17 protein-coding genes and 2 pseudogenes are annotated in these 16,798 nt (G+C 69.0%); 5 read left to right on the top strand and 14 right to left on the bottom strand.

Annotated elements, in window-relative coordinates:
* Positions 1–6: 6 nt before the first annotated feature.
* Both G3I71_RS18875 and G3I71_RS18870 read left to right on the top strand, forming a co-directional pair.
* Positions 7–1,791: a DUF262 domain-containing protein gene (locus tag G3I71_RS18875; RefSeq protein ID WP_164315966.1), complete on the top strand. Its 1,785-nt coding sequence runs from the start codon at positions 7–9 to the stop codon at positions 1,789–1,791.
* Between the two features lie 10 nt (positions 1,792–1,801).
* Positions 1,802–2,926 carry a CBS domain-containing protein gene (locus G3I71_RS18870; protein ID WP_164315965.1) on the top strand — a complete coding sequence of 375 codons (1,125 nt, stop codon included), beginning with the start codon at positions 1,802–1,804 and terminating at the stop codon, positions 2,924–2,926.
* Between the two features lie 269 nt (positions 2,927–3,195).
* Here the strand turns inward: G3I71_RS18870 and G3I71_RS18865 are convergent, their stop codons facing one another.
* The 3 genes from G3I71_RS18865 to G3I71_RS18855 form a co-directional block, all read right to left on the bottom strand.
* Positions 3,196–5,199, bottom strand: a complete 2,004-nt coding sequence (locus G3I71_RS18865) for a type I restriction-modification system subunit M (RefSeq protein ID WP_164315964.1) — start codon at positions 5,197–5,199, stop codon at positions 3,196–3,198.
* Positions 5,196–5,801, bottom strand: a complete 606-nt coding sequence (locus G3I71_RS18860) for a restriction endonuclease subunit S (protein ID WP_164315963.1) — start codon at positions 5,799–5,801, stop codon at positions 5,196–5,198. The genes G3I71_RS18865 and G3I71_RS18860 overlap by 4 nt, the downstream gene beginning before the upstream one ends.
* 116 nt (positions 5,802–5,917) lie before the next feature.
* The gene (locus tag G3I71_RS18855; protein WP_164315962.1) at positions 5,918–6,133 is read right to left on the bottom strand and encodes a hypothetical protein; all 216 of its coding nucleotides are present in this window, start codon (positions 6,131–6,133) and stop codon (positions 5,918–5,920) included.
* Positions 6,134–6,423: 290 nt separating this feature from the next.
* Between G3I71_RS18855 and G3I71_RS18850 the strand changes: the two are divergent.
* A pseudogene (locus G3I71_RS18850) lies at positions 6,424–6,639 on the top strand (LLM class flavin-dependent oxidoreductase); the annotation flags it as partial.
* A 99-nt stretch (positions 6,640–6,738) separates the two neighbouring features.
* On the opposite strand, the gene G3I71_RS18845 reads toward G3I71_RS18850, so the two are convergent.
* The 5 genes from G3I71_RS18845 to G3I71_RS18825 form a co-directional block, all read right to left on the bottom strand.
* Complete coding sequence (locus G3I71_RS18845; protein WP_164315961.1) at positions 6,739–7,140, bottom strand: PIN domain-containing protein; 402 nt, start codon at positions 7,138–7,140, stop codon at positions 6,739–6,741.
* Positions 7,137–7,385, bottom strand: coding sequence for a hypothetical protein (locus G3I71_RS18840; RefSeq protein WP_164315960.1), 249 nt, complete (start codon positions 7,383–7,385; stop codon positions 7,137–7,139). Before G3I71_RS18840 ends, G3I71_RS18845 begins: the two co-directional genes overlap by 4 nt.
* Positions 7,386–7,455: 70 nt before the next feature.
* Positions 7,456–7,737, bottom strand: coding sequence for a hypothetical protein (locus tag G3I71_RS18835; RefSeq protein ID WP_203730708.1), 282 nt, complete (start codon positions 7,735–7,737; stop codon positions 7,456–7,458).
* 105 nt (positions 7,738–7,842) lie between these two features.
* Positions 7,843–9,048, bottom strand: coding sequence for a hypothetical protein (locus tag G3I71_RS18830; RefSeq protein WP_164315958.1), 1,206 nt, complete (start codon positions 9,046–9,048; stop codon positions 7,843–7,845).
* Between the two features lie 51 nt (positions 9,049–9,099).
* Entirely contained in the window at positions 9,100–9,411 is a 312-nt protein-coding gene (locus G3I71_RS18825; RefSeq protein ID WP_164315957.1) for a calcium-binding protein, read from the bottom strand.
* Between the two features lie 437 nt (positions 9,412–9,848).
* Here G3I71_RS18825 and G3I71_RS18820 point away from each other — a divergent pair, with 437 nt between their 5' ends.
* Both G3I71_RS18820 and G3I71_RS51160 read left to right on the top strand, forming a co-directional pair.
* Positions 9,849–10,001, top strand: a complete 153-nt coding sequence (locus G3I71_RS18820) for a hypothetical protein (protein ID WP_164315956.1) — start codon at positions 9,849–9,851, stop codon at positions 9,999–10,001.
* A 68-nt stretch (positions 10,002–10,069) separates the two neighbouring features.
* A pseudogene (locus G3I71_RS51160) lies at positions 10,070–10,255 on the top strand (LLM class flavin-dependent oxidoreductase); the annotation flags it as partial.
* A gap of 148 nt (positions 10,256–10,403) precedes the next feature.
* On the opposite strand, the gene G3I71_RS18810 reads toward G3I71_RS51160, so the two are convergent.
* From G3I71_RS18810 to G3I71_RS18785, 6 genes are read right to left on the bottom strand one after another with little or no spacing between them, the layout of a single operon-like run.
* Complete coding sequence (locus tag G3I71_RS18810; protein ID WP_164315955.1) at positions 10,404–11,618, bottom strand: beta-ketoacyl-[acyl-carrier-protein] synthase family protein; 1,215 nt, start codon at positions 11,616–11,618, stop codon at positions 10,404–10,406.
* On the bottom strand, positions 11,615–11,878 hold the full coding sequence (locus G3I71_RS18805) for a phosphopantetheine-binding protein (RefSeq protein WP_164315954.1): 264 nt from the start codon (positions 11,876–11,878) through the stop codon (positions 11,615–11,617). Before G3I71_RS18805 ends, G3I71_RS18810 begins: the two co-directional genes overlap by 4 nt.
* On the bottom strand, positions 11,851–12,984 hold the full coding sequence (locus G3I71_RS18800) for a beta-ketoacyl-ACP synthase III (protein WP_164315953.1): 1,134 nt from the start codon (positions 12,982–12,984) through the stop codon (positions 11,851–11,853). Before G3I71_RS18800 ends, G3I71_RS18805 begins: the two co-directional genes overlap by 28 nt.
* Positions 12,981–13,823, bottom strand: a complete 843-nt coding sequence (locus tag G3I71_RS18795; RefSeq protein ID WP_164315952.1) for an SDR family NAD(P)-dependent oxidoreductase — start codon at positions 13,821–13,823, stop codon at positions 12,981–12,983. Before G3I71_RS18795 ends, G3I71_RS18800 begins: the two co-directional genes overlap by 4 nt.
* A complete protein-coding gene (locus G3I71_RS18790; protein WP_164315951.1) occupies positions 13,820–14,920 on the bottom strand; it encodes a 3-oxoacyl-ACP synthase III family protein in 1,101 nt (366 codons plus the stop codon). The genes G3I71_RS18795 and G3I71_RS18790 overlap by 4 nt, the downstream gene beginning before the upstream one ends.
* Positions 14,917–16,776 (bottom strand): acyl-CoA dehydrogenase, encoded by a 1,860-nt coding sequence (locus tag G3I71_RS18785; protein ID WP_164315950.1) that lies wholly within the window; start codon positions 16,774–16,776, stop codon positions 14,917–14,919. The genes G3I71_RS18790 and G3I71_RS18785 overlap by 4 nt, the downstream gene beginning before the upstream one ends.
* Positions 16,777–16,798: the final 22 nt, after the last annotated feature.

The raw sequence follows: 16,798 nt of genomic DNA, 5'->3' as shown, positions 1-16,798 counted from the left end.
GGCAGAATGCTGGACGACGTCGCGGTCGGAAAGATCCAGTTACCGGACTTCCAGCGTCAGTGGAAGTGGGACGACGACCGGATCCGCGCTCTGCTGGCCACGGTGACACTCGACTACCCGCTGGGCGTGGCCATGACGCTGGACACGGGCGGCGAGGCGCAGTTCAAGGCACGGCCACTGTACGGAACCGTGGTACAGCCCGGCATCGTTCCCGAGCAGCTTCTGCTGGACGGGCAGCAGCGGCTGACCTCCCTTTTCCAGGCGCTGCGGTCGGACCGGCCGGTGGAGACGAGCGACGCGCGGAACAAGCCCGTCCAACGCTGGTACTACATCGACATCTCGCAGGCGGTGAATGAGGAGTCCGACCGGGACGAGGCGATCCGGTCCATTCCCGCGGATCGCCTCCTGCGAGGCTCCTTCGGACGGCCGTTCCTGGATCTGTCCAGCAGAGAAGCCGAATGTACGGCCGGCTTCTTCCCGCTGAACCTGATATTCGACGCGGACGCCACCGGCAGGTGGCAGCGCGCCTACGTCAGCGCGTCCGATGACCGCTGGGACACCTGGTCCGCGTTCCAGGCGAAGGTCATCGACACGGTCAAGGGCTTCAAGGTGCCGCTGATCCGCTTGCCCAAGGAAACCCAGAAGGACGCTGTCTGCTCGGTTTTCGAGCGAGTCAACACCGGTGGTGTGGTCCTCAACGTGTTCGAACTGCTCACCGCGACCTACGCCGGAGACGACCGGTACAGCCGTGAACACGGCCGGGACTTCAGTCTCAGTGAGGACTGGAGGACGGCCAAGCAGATGCTCAGCACCGCGTATCCGGTTCTCGGTTCCATCGACGCCGACAGTCGGCATGAGACCGGACTGACCAGTCTGGACTTTCTCCAGACGATCGCTCTCGTGCAGACCTGGCAGCGCAAACAGCGGTTCCTGTTGGACAACCCGGGAACGGCCAGTCCACCTGCGGTCAGCTGTAAGCGCCGTGATCTGCTGCACCTGCCTCTGGCCGACTACAGCGCACTCGCCCCCGAAGTCACCAGTGCCTTCGCCTGGGTCGGCAAGTTCCTCGCCTCGCAGCACGTCTTCAAGGAGAGGGATCTGCCGTACGGCTCGCAGTTGGTCCCACTGGCGGCCATCGCCGCACTCCTCGGCCGGGAAACGTGCGAGGAGCCGACAATCAGGGAGGGACTGGCCCGCTGGTACTGGTGTGGCGTGCTCGGCGAGCTGTACGGAGGGGTTACGGACACCCGCTTCGTCCGTGACGTGGAACAGGTCATCGCCTGGCTGACCGATGGCGGCCCCGAGCCGGACACCATCGCCGAGGCTTCCTTCCAGGAGCAGCGCCTCCACCGGCTGACCTCACGCAACAGCGCCGCCTACAAAGGCATCTACGCACTGTTGATGAAGGAAGGCGCGGTGGACTGGCGCTTCCCGGACGAGGCCATCAGCGAGCAGAACCTGACCGGCTGGTCCGTCGACATCCGGCAGGTTTTCCCCAAGGCGTGGTTCGACCGCAATGAGGCTGACAGCGCGCGGATGACCAGCATCGTCAACAAGACCGCCCTGTCGTTCCAGGCGTACCAGACCATCGGCGGCAACCCCCCTTCCATTTACCTCGTCGCGTTGGAGAAGGCGGCTGGAATCAGCGGCGACTGGCTTGACGACATGGTCGGAACCCACCACATCAGCCCCAAAACCCTCCACGACGACGACTTCGACGCGTTCTACCGGGACCGGGCCGCGCGCTTGCTGAGTCTCGTGGAACGGGCCATGGGCAAAACGACGGTCTGAGAGGAAGTCGATGTCAGCTTCGGGCGAACTCGACGTGGCGGGCCTGGCCGGTGCCACGCTGAGCCGACGTCAGCTGCTCGCGCACTGGAACATCCAGTTCCGCAACCATGCGGCGGTGTCACGCGTCTCGCTCGACCTGAGCAACGCCGGGCTGACCACAGTGCCGGATCTCGCCGTCGGCCCCATCGACGGCGAGATCCGTGTGGTACGTCTGGCCGACAGCGATGCCGGTTCCGTACAGGGGCACCCGCCCGGTGGCGCTACCCCGGACACCCATCAGGCTGTTGACGTCGAGGACCTGAGCCACATCGTCCGGGACCCTCTTCAACCAGTGGACACGGGCGACACACCGGATTCCGGCGGGTCACCGGACGAGGCGCCCGGAGAGGATCCCGTCGGCCTGCTGCCACAGACCGCGCTGCGGATCAGCGTGTTCTCCTCAGCCGTCGGCGGAGCCGTCTCCGTCATGCCCGACGACACGCTGCCCAAGGCCATGAGCATCATGGCCGAACGCGGCTTCTCCCAGTTGCCCGTCCTCGACGGCCTGGGCGCCCTGCAAGGAGTCGTCACCTGGGCTTCCATCGCCCATATGCACGCCACCGGCCGGGAGGCCACCGTCCGGAACGCCCTCACCAGCGAGTACCACGCAGTCGAGTCGACCGCCTACCTCCTGCCGGTAGTTCCCATGATCCAGGCATATGGCTTCGTCCTGGTGCGCAGTGCCGCAGGATCAGTGACCGGCATCGTCACCACAGCGGACCTCGCCGACCAGTTCGTGGCCATCGCACGCCCGTTCTTCGTACTCGGTGAGATCGAACGGCGCCTCCGCCGCTGCCTCAGCCGGGTATACGGCGAGGACGACGTGCGACAAGTACACAGGGACCGACGTCGCAGACAGGTCGATCAGTTGATGTTCGGCGAGTACGTCCGGCTGCTCGACGACGAGGAACGCTGGAAGAAGCTCAACTGGCCCGGGGTGGACCGTGGCCACTTCGTCGGCCTGCTCCGCCGTGTGAAAGACGTCCGCAACGGCGTCATGCACTTCAACAGCGGGTATCCGGACGACGAGGCGACAGCCCTGCTCGACCGGTTCGTGGGCATCCTCCGCGGCTACGACCCGGACTCGACCGCCTGATGACGCCGCAGCGCTCGGCCGTACGGAGTCCTGGCACCGAACCATCCAGGGGGAACCGAGCCCGCCGGGACCACAGCATCGAGTTGCGCCGGGGCCCCGACGCCCGCTGGCACCCCTGCTCCCGGGACGACGACGGGAAATGGTGGCCCATGACACCGGCCGACACCGACCCGGTTGCCGCGCTCACCTCGGTCTGGCGGCCGACCAGGAGGTGACGGGGACGGCGGGTTCCGCGCCTGGCCAGCGGCGTCAGGCCCGAGGCGGACCGGTCAGGTGTAACCGAGTTCCTGCAGGCGGGTTCTGAGTCGTTCCGCAGCAGCCTCGCTCTGTCTCTCCAGGTCCGTGTAAGAAGTCCCGTACCGGTCACCCCATGCGCGGTAGACGTCGACCAGTCCCTGGCGCTCGGCGGCAGCAAGCCTCTCCACGCGAGAGCAAAGGTCGTTGCCAAGGACGTCAAGTACTCGTTCGCGCGCCAGGTTCCCAGGAAGATACGGAGGTCGGCCGTCGGCCACCGCCCACCGGTCGATCACCCCGGGAAAGCCTCGGAGGTCCAGGCTCCTGAGGTCGTCCTGCCGAACGTCCCACCATGCCGCGAAGGCACCGGTCAACTGGTACCGGTCCAGGATCCCGGCCGGCAGGAGCTCCTCACGGAAAGAGGCCAGGAGCCGGGAACGCAGCATCAACAGCCTGCTGGTGCCCGCGAGTTCGGCAATGCGTGATTCCGTTGCCCGCCACCAGGAACGGCAGTGGTCGACGAAGTCCCTCTCTCGGGCAGCGGCCAGTTCCGGGATACGCGCCGCGGTCGCCTCGCAACCGCTGCCCAGGAAGTCGAGGTAGCCGGAGCCCTTCGTCGTGAACAGGTCTGCGACGCCGATTCCGAAGACCTGGAACCTCCCCATTTCCGTGTCGACCTCGCTTCTCGGCACTCCGCCGAACAGCGCGGCACGGACGTCCAGCGACGGCTCGGCGGGCGGACCCGCATCGACGTAGCGCCGGATGTTGAGGTTGAAGCCGTTGTCCGCGATCTCATCCAGGGACACCACACGCGAGAAGCCGGGGATGTCCGACCACTCGCGGAACGCGCCCACGATCTTCTCCACGTTCTGCGGCTCCAGGCGGTTCTGCGACCGCCCCGTGACCACTTCGCGCTCGGCGTTGACGAACAGCACCTGGCCGCGCTGATCCATCGGTGTCCCGTCCGTGCCGCGCAGCACCAGGATGCAGGCGGGGATGGCCGTGCCGTGGAAGACGTTCGGTCCGATACCGATCACCGCTTCGAGTCGGCCGTCCTCGACGATTCCCTGGCGGATCTCCGCCTCCGCCCCGCCCCGGAACAGCACACCGTGCGGGGTGACGACCGCTCCGATCCCGTCCGGACGGAGTGTGGCCAGCACATGCTGAACGTTCATCAGATCGGCCTTCCCGCCCCGCTCGGGTGTCCAGCCGTACTTCATCCGCTCCGGATGCCTCATCTCCTTCTCTGAGTAGTTCATCGAGAAGGGAGGATTGGTCAGCACACGGTCGAAGCGCCTGAGGTGGCCGTTTTCCAGTGAGTGAAGCGGATCGGTCAGTGTGTCCCCGCAGAGCACGGAACTGTCCGTGAGGCCGTGCAGCAGAAGGTTCAACCGGGCCGTGGAGCACGTCGCGGCGTTCATCTCCTGCCCGAAGAGAGCGAGGTCCGCGCCCTCCCCACCATGCTCCTCGACGTACCGTCCGGCCTGGACGAGCATGCCTCCAGAACCGGCGAACGGATCGTAGACCGACTGTCCCTTCCGCGGCCCGACCAGGCGCACCATCAGCCGGACCACGGAACGGGGCGTGAAGAAATCCCCGCCGCGTTTCCCCTCGCTGTCGGCGAACGCGCCCAGAAGGTGGTCGTAGGCACGGCCGACCGTGTCGCCGAACTCCAGGTCGCCGTCGTTCAGCGGAATACGGTCGAAGTGACCGACCAGTGCCTTCAACTCGGCGGGGCTCAGCCTCACGTCGAAGTCGACGGCCTCGAACACGTCCTTCAGGACTTCGGGGTTGCTCTGCTCAAGTTCCCACAGCGCCTCGTTGAGCACACGCCCCGGCGCCTTGCCCTCGTAGTCGACGATCTGGGACCAGCGCGCACGGTCAGGCACCCGAAGGATGCCGGGCTGGTCCGAGACCCGCTTGAGAACCAGCATCGCGGAGATGACGTCACGGTACTGCGACGCGTCCATCCTGCCGCGCAGGATGTCGGCAGCGGCAAAGAAGGCCTGTCCCAGTTGACTGACGGTGATCAGGCTCATGTGCGCCTCACTCCCTGGATCAGCTCTCCGAAGATGGCCGGCCGCAGTGCCTCCAGGCGATCGGCCATCTGCCGTTGGATCCTGATCCGGTTGTCGACGTCCGCCAGGGCTTCGACGACAGCGTGCTGCCGGTCCAGGGGCGGCACGGTGACCGGCAACTCGTTCAGCATCACCGAGTTGAGCGAGGGCACCGTACCCGGGATGGACTGGCCCAGCATGAACCGTTGCACGGGCGGATACGACAGGTACGACACGAGATACTCGGGCAGGACACGGTCCCGCTGGGGCCTGATGCGCAGACAGGACGAGCCGTAGAACCAACTGGCGTGTTCTGCCTCGATCAGCCCCAGTCGGCCGAGCGTCCCCTGCCGCACGACGAGGATGTCGCCCTCCCGCAGCGAGAACCGGGAGAGGCGTTTCGACTCGTCCCACGGCACCCGCCGTAGCCGCCGGGTGTCAACTGTGTGGTCGTCGGTGAGATCCGGCGGTGAGATCACCGGCACTCCGTCGGGGCCGTCGTGCAGGTTGTCCAGCAAGGACCCGGACGGACCGGCCTTCACTTCACACAGGCTCCCGAGCGGGATCTCGTGGTCCCAGACCATGGATACATCGTCTCCTTTCACGGCCCCTCCGTCCTCTTCCCGACGCTGTCGATCCGCCATGGTCACGCGCGTGGGCGGTGGGGTGCGGGTGCGCACCCGCACCCCACCGCCCACGGTCAGGCGACGCGCATCCAGTACCGCATGGCAGCGCGCACCAGTTCCTCCGCGACGGCGGCCAGCAGAGCCATGACGACCATGATCAGCGCCGCCGGACCTTGCCCGACGGCGAAGGCGCCGACCACGACCACGACGATGATCACTACGAGCGGCACCACGGCCTTGATGGCCCTCGGCGGGAGGGACCATGCATGATGGGTAACGGCATTCCTCACGAGGATGTCCTTTCTGTCTCCGCACACTGTGCGGGGATGGTTGAGCCGCGCCACCCTGCATGCTGTCCAGGCCCAGCAGGGTGGTGCGGCGGTTCACATACGGCACCGCACACCAAGTCCGGGCCCCGCCCGATCCTTGATGACACTGAAGACACTACATCTCGAAGCTAGCTTCGCAAAATGTCGAGCACGTCAACTGTCCCACCGAGGACGGAGAGTTGATCCGCGTCCCCTGACGACGTCACCACGCCCGGTGGGGCACCCCGCCGGTCTCGTTTATCGTCGAGAGCATGCGTCTGAGCACTGTGATCCTGCCGATCCATCGATGGAACGACGGACAGAAACTGTGGCAGAGAGCCGAGGAACTGGGCTTCCACGCCTCCTACACCTACGACCACCTCTCCTGGCGCACCTTCCGGGACGGGCCGTGGTTCGGGGCGGTACCCACGTTGACCGCAGCGGCGACGGCTACGCAGGGTATGCGGTTGGGTACTCTCGTAACCTCGGTCAAGACGTTTTCGTCTATCGCGCCCTGAGCTGCGGCGATTCTGGTTTTCGGCGGTTGGGCGCAGGGATCCGCGCTCGCTGGCGGGACGGTGTCGCGGTCAGAGCCCGATCATCTGGACCTTGCTGCCGCACAGCCGGGTCATGTCCTCGACATCCGACGTGAGGATGGCGACCGGCCCGGGCTGACGCAGGGCCGTTTCCGCAACGGTGGCGTCAATCGCGTACTTGTGGCCGTGCAGACCAGCGGCCTTGAGTAGTTGTGCTGCCGCCTTGGCCGCTCCCTCTGTGACCGGCTCCACCTTGACCCGGGAGAGTACCCATCGCAGCCGGGACAGGTTCACCCGGGAGTGGCTCACCTCCACGATGGTGTTGGCGCCGACGACAAGATCTGAGCCCATCTCGTGGAACACCTGGAAAATCGCCAGAATCTTCCGGTCCTGGGCAACCCAGGCCGACAACCCCTCGCTGTCCAGGACGACCGTCTCGATATGCCCGCTCACGCGGCGCTCGCGCCGCCCGCGGCCTGCGTCGTACCGAAGATGCGTGCTCGGGCCTCGCTCAGCTCCTCCTCGGTGAAGGCCCCGTGCTCGTCTGTGTGGCTGCGCAGGTCGGCCCCGAGAAGCTGGTGCCGGATCTGTCGGGCCACTGCGTCGGCCACATAGCCGGAGACGTTGTCCGTGAGCTTCTTCAGCTCCGCCACCTGCTCGGTGGGGAGCGTCACCGTGATGCGCGTGGTGTCAGCCATGACAGCAAGCATACCGAGGTATGCGCCTTCGAGCACAGGCTATTGCCGGGCGACTGCGCGACGCGCCAGTTCAGCGGGTCCGGTGGCGGTATGCCTCGATCCAGTGCGAACCCTCTGGGGCGGATTCGGACAATGGCAGGTCCAGAACTCCGATGTTCTGCCGGACCGCTCCCCGAGCGCAGCGGGCAACCACGCGCCCGTCCCGGGTCAGATCGAAACCGATCACGTTCACCTCGACACCGAGGAAAGTGGTGGTGAACGGTACGGCGAGGTTCTCCTCGATCATCGTGAAGAGGCCGGTGAGCTCATCTACCTCACCGTAGGACACCCTCGCCGCCGCGTTCCCGCCCACGCCCACTGCCTGCCCTTGCTCGGCTCGGCCCGGCCCGGCCCGGCCCGCTGCGGATCTTCGAACCGGCCGCGCTGGTACGCCATTCCGCTGTCATGTAAAGGGTGACTACCGACGGCCGGTGAGGAGCGCGCTGAGGCGGTCGCCGATCACGGAGACACCAGGGCGGGGCCCGTTCGCGTAGTACCAAGGCTTACGCTGGCGCAACAGCGCCTCGCCGTGCTCACTCCAGGTGAATTCGGGCTTCCGCAGCAGCTTCCGGAAGACCACGTCGGCTGTCTCCGGGTACGCGACGGCCAGCCGTCTGATCGGCAGCGGCCCGATCGACTCCTCGCGCAGGTAGGTGCGCAACAAATCCTGGTGCTGCCTGCGTCCCGTGAGGGCCGGGTTCGCGAAGAGGTCCCGCAACATTCCGTAGTCCGCGTAGAAGTTGAGCCCGTCGACCTCGTCATAGACGACACCGATGGTGTCCGTGTCCACCAGTTCTTGCGGCAGCTCGAAGAAGGGGAAATCCAGACCAGGAAGCCGCCTGCCCCGAGCACGATCGGGCTGTCCGGCGACGGCGGCCTCTTGACGGTGACGGTAGTAGGCGTCGAGGAGATCCTCGGCCTCGGCAGGCGGAAGAACCAGTTCGTCACCGCCGCAGAACTCGACGAAGGCAGCCCGGTCCTCGCGCATCCGCTGCCATCCCTGCTCGATCTTCTCAGGGTTGCGGAAGACGAGTTCTGGCCGACTGGTGGCCAGGTGAAGGACGGTCTGGGCGATCTCGGCGGCGCTGGACTTGGGGTAGCCCGACATCGCCCCGGACACCAGCCACGCCCCGCTGGCCGAGCGAACGGGTACCAGGCAGGTGTGCAGGAAGCTCCCCCTGGACACTCCGCGGAACGCCACCCGCCCCACATTGAAGTACGTGCGGTACTCCAGGTCGTCGACCAGGTTCAGCAGGACGACGGCATCCTTCTCCTTGCGCCGGACCTCGAAGATGCCCTCGACCGGGTCACGCCAGCCGAGCAGTATCTCCCGGTCGACCGCGGTCAAGTCCTTCCGCCTGGCGACGAACCGGTCCACCACGGTCGAACCGTCCGGCAGGCGGTACCGCAGGATGAAGTGGTCGACGATCCGGATCGCCCCGCCCTCGTCCAACTGCCGCTCAGGCCCGGCGGCTTCCAGAAGGAGGGGCGTCAACCACCGGTCGAAGCGGGCGCTCTGCCCGAAGGCGACCAGCTGCCCTTTCAACTCGGCACTGCGCTCGATGAGGTCGGCCAGCGACAGCTCGCCACCGCCCTGCCGTGTGCCCGGTACGGCGTCAGCCACGTTCAGCCCTCTCAGACAAGCCCGTTCCATGTGGGTGTTAGGTGCCCGGCCTCAGCCGGCCCAGTGACGGTACGCCTCGATCCGCTCCGCGCCCTCGGGCGCCGGGCTGGGCAACGGCAGTTCCAGGATTCCGATCGATTGCCGCATGCCGCCACGAGAGCACAGTGCGAGGATCCGTCCGTCCGGCGTGAGGTCGATGCCACGCACGGTCACCTCGACACCGAGAACCACGGTGGTGAAGGGCAGTTCAAGGTGCTCCTCAAGCATGGTGAACAGACCGGTCAGTTGCTCGTCGTCGTTGTAGGCGTCGACAGTCGCCTCTTCGATCATGGCCTCAAGCTCGGCCGTGTCCAGGGCACCCATGGGACAACGCTAGCGTCCCTCCGGGTGGCAAGGGGCGGCAATGGTGCCTGGAACCCCACCCCGGACCGGCGAGGGCGAATGGTGGCCCGCTGCACCGGCCGACGCCGACCCTGTCGCGGCCCCCACCTCTGTCTGGCAGCGGACGAAAACGTAGTGCCGGCGGTGGTGCCCATGGCATCGACCGCTACGGATACGGTGGGGAACCACCGAGGACCGGGGGTTCGGATGAGACAGGGCGACGCCACCTATGAGGCAGCCGCTTGACGAGACGGTGAAAGTCCTTCGGCGCTGGGCACAGGAAGGCCGCACCGACGGCTGGTACAAGTCTCTGAGCGAAGAGCTGAAGGCGAAGGGACACAACGTCCACTACCGCGGTCCGACAATTCAGCCACCTGCTCGGTGACGCCTGCCGCCGGGACAGCGAGGGGATCGAGCCCATGCTCTCCGCGATCGTGATCCTCAAGGCGACCGGCAGACCCGCGGGGCAGTTCTTCGAGCTGGCGAACGGGTCCCCGTTTCACCGGACGGCCGCAGACTGGACCTGGGAGCAGGAGCGCGCCCGCGTCTTCGCGCACTACCGCGCGGGCTGAAGGACACCCCCAGGCGGGGTGTCCGGTGCTGCGGTTGCTCCGAGTCACCGGAGCATAGAGTCGTAGGCATGCGACTGAGCACCGTAATCCTTCCCATCCACAAGTGGGGCGAGGGACAGAAAGTCTGGCAGCGCGCCGAAGACCTCGGGTTCCACGCCTCATACACGTACGACCACCTCTCCTGGCGCACCTTCCGGGACGGGCCGTGGTTCGGGGCGGTACCCACATTGACGGCAGCGGCGACGGCTACGCAGAGTACTGGGCACTCTCGTAACCTCGGTCAAGACGTTTTCGCCTATCGCATCCTGACCTTCAGGAACCTTCACCGGCCTCGGGTTTCGTCGGGGCCGGACGGTCGGCACACCGGTGAAACCAGCCCCCTGCCAGGGGCCGGTTCACGCTTCAGGCTGCTGCGAAGGCCAGGACCGTGTTGTGGCCGCCGAAGCCCAGTGAGTGGCTGAGAGCCAGGCGGACGGGTTGGGTGCGGCCGGCTGCCGTCACGATGTCGATTCCGGTGGTGGTGTCGTCCGGTGTGGTGAAGTTGGCGGTCGGCGGGACCGTGCCGCTGACGATGCTCAGCACGGTGAGGGCGGCCTCGATGGCTCCCGCGGCCCCCATGGTGTGTCCCAGAACTCCCTTGGCGGACGTGACCGATGGTGGCCGGCGGGGATAGAGCTCCCGGATCGCGGTGGCTTCCACGCTGTCGTTGAGGGGCGTGCTGGTGCCGTGGGCGTTGATGTGGTCGACGTCGTCCGGGCCGGCTCCCGTCTGCTCCAGGGCTCTTCGGGTCGCGGCTCGCAGTCCCGCTCCTTCGGGGTGTGGCGCGGTGGGGTGGTGGGCGTCACTGGTACTGCCGTGACCTGCGAGTAACGCCAGTGGGCGGGCTGCGCGGGAGGCGGCGTGCCGTCCGCGTTCCAGGACGAGCATTCCGCAGCCCTCGCCGAGGACGAAGCCGTCGCGGTCCTTGTCGAAGGGGCGTGAGGCGCTGCCGGGGTCGTGGTTCCGGATGGAGAGTGCACCCATCTTGGCGAAGGCGGCGGCGCACAGGGGGGTGACCATGGCGTCGGTGCCTCCCGCGATGGCGATGTCGCAGGCCCCGGACTTCAGGAGGAGGCAGGCGGTGATGAGGGCGGTGGCTCCCGAGGCGCAGGCGGTGGAGGTCTGCAGGGAGGGGCCGGTGGCACCGAGTTCGAGGGCGAGATGGCCGGCGGTCATGTTGGGGAGGAAGGCGGGCAGCGTCATGGGCGAGACGACGCCGTGGCCGGTGGTGAGCAGTTTGCGGTGCTGGGTTTCGAGTGTGCTGATGCCGCCCGCCGCGGTGCCGACGATCACGGCCACCCGTGCGGGATCCCATTCGCCGGGGTCCAGGCGGGCCGCGTCGAGGGCCTCGCGGGCGGCGGTGAGCAGGAAACGGGTGCCGGGGTCGAAGCGCCAGAGCCGCCCCGGTCCCGGTTCCAGGGGCGGTACGCGGCAGGACATGGTCACCGGGCTGCCGCTGAGGGCGGGGTCGGTCCGAGCGGTGGGCCTGCCCGCGCACACGGCCTTCCAGGTGGGTTCGGCTCCCACGCCCGCGGGTGTCACCAGGCCGACGCCGGTGACGGCGATTTCTTCGCTCACTGCACGGCCTCGCGTCCGGACGCCGGTGCGTCAAGGAGCGCTGTCACCGAGCGGGCCACGTCGGCGACGGTGAGGTCGGCACTGGCGGCGGAGTCGTCGAGCGGGACCTGCCACTCCTCCTGGAGCGTGACGTAGAGCTCCACCACGGCGAGGGAGTCGAGGTCCAGGTCGTCGAGGGTGGCGTCGGGGCGGATGCGTTCGGCGTCGACCTCGAACTTGTCACTGAGGAGGGTCACGATGCGGTCGTAGACGCGGTCCACGGATGGCTCCTTGAGAGGTCGGGCGTGCACAGGGGCGTGGTGTCCGGGCCGGCGGGCGGGGCTTCGGACCGGGGGACGGCGGCGGGCCAGTTCAGCGTGGCGGAGGCCCAGGTGAGTCCGCCGCCGAACGCGGTCAGCAGCGACCGCTCGCCGGGGGCGACGGCTTGGTGAACGGCGGGATCGGCCAGGACCAGGGGGATGGAGGCGGCGGCGGTGTTGCCGAGTTCCCCGATGTTGCCGAACCGGTGGGCGGGTGCGATGCCCAGGCGGTCGCCGACGGAGTCCAGGATGCGCTGGTTGGCCTGGTGGCCGACGAAGGCCCGTACGGTTTCCGGTCCCCAGTCGGCCTGGCGGAGGACGGAACCCGCGGACTGGGTCATCCGGCGGACCGCGTGGGCGTAGACCGTGCGGCCCCGCATGTGGAAGTAGCGTGCGTCCGGTTCGGGCGGCGGCAGGCGGTGCGGGTGGCGGGATCCGCCGTACGGGACGGTGATGAGGTCGCTGCCGCTCCCGTCGGCTCCGAGGTCGACGGCGGTGACGGCTCCGGGTTCGTCGGTGGTGCCCGCGGTCAGCAGCACGGCTCCGGCACCGTCGCCGAAGATCGGCGCGGTCTCCCGGTCCGCGGGATTGACGATGCTGGTGTAGGTGTCGGCGGCGATCACCAGGATCGTGGAGCAGGTGCCGCTGCGGACGAGGGCCGTCGCCGTGGCCAGCGCGTACAGGAAGCCGGAGCAGACCGCGGCGATGTCGAAGGCGGGGATGGTGCCCAGTCCCAGCCGGTGGGCGACCGCGGGAGCCGTGGCGGGGCAGGGGTGGTCGGGTGTGCTGGTGGCCAGCAGCAGCATCTCGGGGTGGTGGTCTCCGGCGGAGGCGAGGGCCGCCCGTCCCGCGCCGACGGCCAGGTCGCCGGTGCTGGTGCCGGGGCCGGCGTGCCGTCGGCGTGCGATGCCGGTGCGGTCGCGGATCCAGGCGTCGTCCGTGCGCAGGTCCCCACGTGCGACGACCGTGTCGTTGTCGACGACGTGCGGCGGGAGGCAGGCTCCGATCCCGGTGATGACGGCGGTCGGACGAGCCGGGTGCGTGAAAGTCCTCTCGTGGGCGTTCATGCCGCGGCGAACGGCGAGGCAGGTTTCGGGTAGCCGGCCAGACCGCCGTCGGGTACGGCCAGGCCGCCGTCGACGACGAGCGCGTGCCCGATCACGAAGGACGAGGCCGGGGAGGCGAGGAAGAGAGCGGCGCCGGCCACCTCGTCCGCGGTGGCCCACCGGCCGAGCGGGACATGGCTGGTCAGCCAGTCCGAGAGAGGGCCGGGCCCGCTGGCGAAGGCGGTCATGTCGGTACGGGTCCAGCCCGGGCACAGCGCGTTGACGCGGATACCCTGACGTGCCCAGCCGACCGCGAGGCTGCGGGCGAGGGAGAGCTGGGCCGCCTTGGTGGCGGCGTACGCCTCCATCATCGGGGTGCCGACGAGCCCGGCGACGGAGGACATCAGGACCAGGCTGGCGCGGCCGGAGTCGGCCAGGTGGGGGTGGGCGGCCCGGCACAGCGCGGCCGTCGCGTTGAGGTTGACGGTGACGACGGTGTCCCAGTCCTGCTGACGGGCGTGCTGAAGCGGTGTCATCAGAGGGCTTCCGTCCTCTGCCGTCGGGAGGGTGCCGGCGTTGTGGACGACGATGTCCAGGCCGCCCAGCGCGTCGGCCGCCGCGTCGGTGAGGTCGGCCGCGACGCCCGGCTCGGCGAGGTCCCCGGCGAGGGCCACGGCCTTGCGGCCCCGGTCCTCCACCGCCCGTACGGTGCCGTCGAGAGCGCGCAGCGTACGGGCGGTCACCGCCAGATCGCAGCCCGCGTCGGCCAGGGCCTCGGCAACGGCCTTGCCGATGCCCCGGGACGCGCCCGTCACCAGCGCGCGTGCGCCGTCCAGGCGGAACAGGTTCATGGCGTTCATCGCGGGACTCCTTCGGATTCGGATTCGGGCGGTCGTGAGATGACGGTTCCGGTCGCGGTGGACGCGGGTACGACGGCTGCCTCCGGCGTGATGGCGTGTGCCCCGCTCCAGGTGAGGAGCGCGCTGCCCCAGGTCATACCGGCGCCGAAGACGGCCAGGAGGACACGGTCTCCGGGCCTCAGCTGCCCGCGGGACGCGGCGCGGGCGAGTGCGTACGGCGCGCTGGCGGCACCGATGTTGCCGACCTCGTCACCGACGACCACCAGACGGTCGGCGGAGATGCCCAGGTCGGCGCCCATGCGCCTCAGCAGTACGGGGTTGGGCTGGTGGGCGACGACGCAGTCGACGTCCCCGATGCTCAGCCCACCGCGTGCGAGGGCATCGGTGATCAGCCGGGGGAAGACGTCTGTGATGAACCGGCTGATGGTGCGGCCGTCCATGCGGATGCAGTGGTCGCGGCCGACGAGCGTGGCCGGGCTGGCCGGGAGGCGGCTGCCGCCCGCCGGGATGAGGACGCGGTCGGCGAGGGCGCCGTCGGAGCCGAGGCTGAAGTGCGTGAACCCCTGAGGGGCGGGCACCGGCCCCAGGATGGCTGCGGCGGCCCCGTCGGCGAACAGGACGGCGGTGCCCCGGTCGGCCGGGTCGAGGAACTTCGAGTACGTCTCGACGCCCACCACCGCCGCGTACCGGATCCCCTCGGTGCCCCGCAGCCAGTCGTGCGCCACCTTGGCCGCGAACAGCCAGCCCGAGCAGGCAGCGCTGACGTCGAGGGCGACGGCGCCGGAAGCGCCCACCAGAGTCTGGATCCGGCAGGCGGTCGACGGCCCCAGTTCGTCGGGGGTCGAGGTGCCGCAGACCAGCAGGCCGATGTCGGCGACATCGATGCCGGCCGCCTCGGCCGCCGACCGGACGGCGTGCGCCGCCAGGTCGGAGGCCGCCTCGGCAGGGCCTGCCACATGGCGTTTGAGGACGCCGGTGCGTTCTCTGATCCACTCCGCCGTCACGCCGGCAGCCTCCGCGACCTCCGCGTTGGTGCGGACCGTGGGTGGCAGATGGGTGCCCATGCCAAGGACGCCGATACGGCGCTCGCCCGTCATTGCGTACCTCCTCGGGTCCAGGTGAGCGTGGCTCGCAGCGCGGTGTCGTAGTCCGGGGCTGCCAGGGGGGCGCACACGACGTCGTCGGGATGGGCGAACGCCTCCGTCAGCAGCGGTAGATGAGGCCCGATCGCATCGCACAGCTCGTCGGCGACGACGGACAGCCCCCGGATGTCCGCCGGTCGCAGCGTTCCGTGGGCGAGCAGTGAACCGGACCAGCGGCGGGCGGCCATGACGCCGTGCAGGGCCGCCAGCGGCCGAAGGGCCTGTGCCAGGCCGTGATCGCGTATCCCGTCGAGCGTGCGGGGCACGTCCTCGGCCACGAGCACGTCCGCATAGACCTCGCCGAGCAGCCCGGCGTCCTCCAGCAGCGGGTTCCAGGCATCGAAAGGGGCGTTCGGGTCCGTCGTGCGCAACTGCCCCGACAGGCGCTGGGTCAGGCTGTTCTGATGCCGGCGTACGACCGCGGGCCACCAGTGCGGGGACGCGGGTGGTGCCGACGGGGTTTCCCCTGGTGGCTGTCCGCCCTCTTCGGCGAGGGAGCGGCCGATGTCGTAGAAGATGAGCTGGCTGTCCCCGCCCGCCGCGTCGAAGGCATGGTGGAAGCCGTGGTAGGCGGCCAGGCCGTTCACGTCCAGGTGCCCGGAGAAACCGCAGCGGCTCTGACAGACGGCAGTGACCCGGGCCGCCAGCCGGACCGCGGCGGCCTTGTACGCGGCCAGCGGGCGGTTGACGGCGGCCCACGGTGTGAACCCCATCGCCTCCGCCCCGTTGCCGGCCGGGGGCACCGGGGCCGCGAGGGACTCCGCCCACACGGTGCGCGCCCCGTCGGCGGCGCATGTCAGGGCGAACGCGTCGGCCAGCGCCCCCAGCACGGCGCGTTGCTGGGTCCGGTACGCCAGCAGGGGGACGCCGGGGGACAGCTTCCCCTGAGTGCGGCGCTGCCGCGCGTAGTTGACGGCCTGTACGGCCGACTGGCGGGCGGTCGCGGCCGCGACCGCCGGCATGGTCGCCCACAGCCCCTGCCCCACGCGCAGGGTGCGCTGCAGGCGTCGCTCGCTCGACCCGGCCGGGTCGTGGAACGTGCCGTCGTCACCGATGCCCGCACCGTCGGCCAGCCAGTGGGCGTACGGCACCCGGACGTGGTGGAAGCGCACCAGGACGTAGTCGAGGGGCAGTGCGCCCAGCCCGAGCGGCGAGGAGACCTCGACGCCGGGAAGCAGCCCGTCGTCACCGGTCAGCTCGACCACGAACGCGAAGACCCCGCGGTCCGTGCCGTCCGTGACCAGGCGCGCGAGCACCACCGCCGTCTGCGGTACGTCGAGGGTTCCGGCGCTGCCGAACTTGGCGGCCTGTGGGTCCGGCGTGTGCAGGACGAACTCGCCGGTGGCCCGGTCGAGTTCCGCGTGCGTCCGGGTCGCGAGGTGGCTGTTGGCCTGGCCGGCCTCGGTGATCAGGTAGACGCCCTTGGCCCGGCCTGCCCGCAGCGCCTCCATAAGCCGTCCCAGGTGTTCGCCCTGGCCGTCGGCGAGTTGGGCCATGGATCCCAGGCAGAGGAGGTGGTGGACCAGGGCCGCCAGACAGAGGGAGGGGTCGGCGACGGCGGCCCAGGCGTGGACGGCAGCCACCTGCGCCGGATCGTCGAGGAGACGGTTGGCCTTCGGCAGGGTTTCGCCCAACAGACGTAGGCGGTGCAGCAGTTGTCGGCCGCCGTTGTCGGCTTTCCCGGCATCGGCGGGACCGCGGCCGGCGGCGAGCGCCTTGTGCAGTGCGGAGAGGAAGGACGAGTCACAGGAACCGTGGAGGAGTCGTTGCATCTCGTCACGGGTGGCCACGGGGAGGGAAGCGAGGGACATCGCTGGTTCTCCAGGTCGGGGA

The organism is Streptomyces sp. SID12501 (assembly GCF_010550245.1).
Lineage (GTDB): Bacteria > Actinomycetota > Actinomycetes > Streptomycetales > Streptomycetaceae > Streptomyces.
This window is presented reverse-complemented; position numbering and strand designations above follow the sequence as displayed.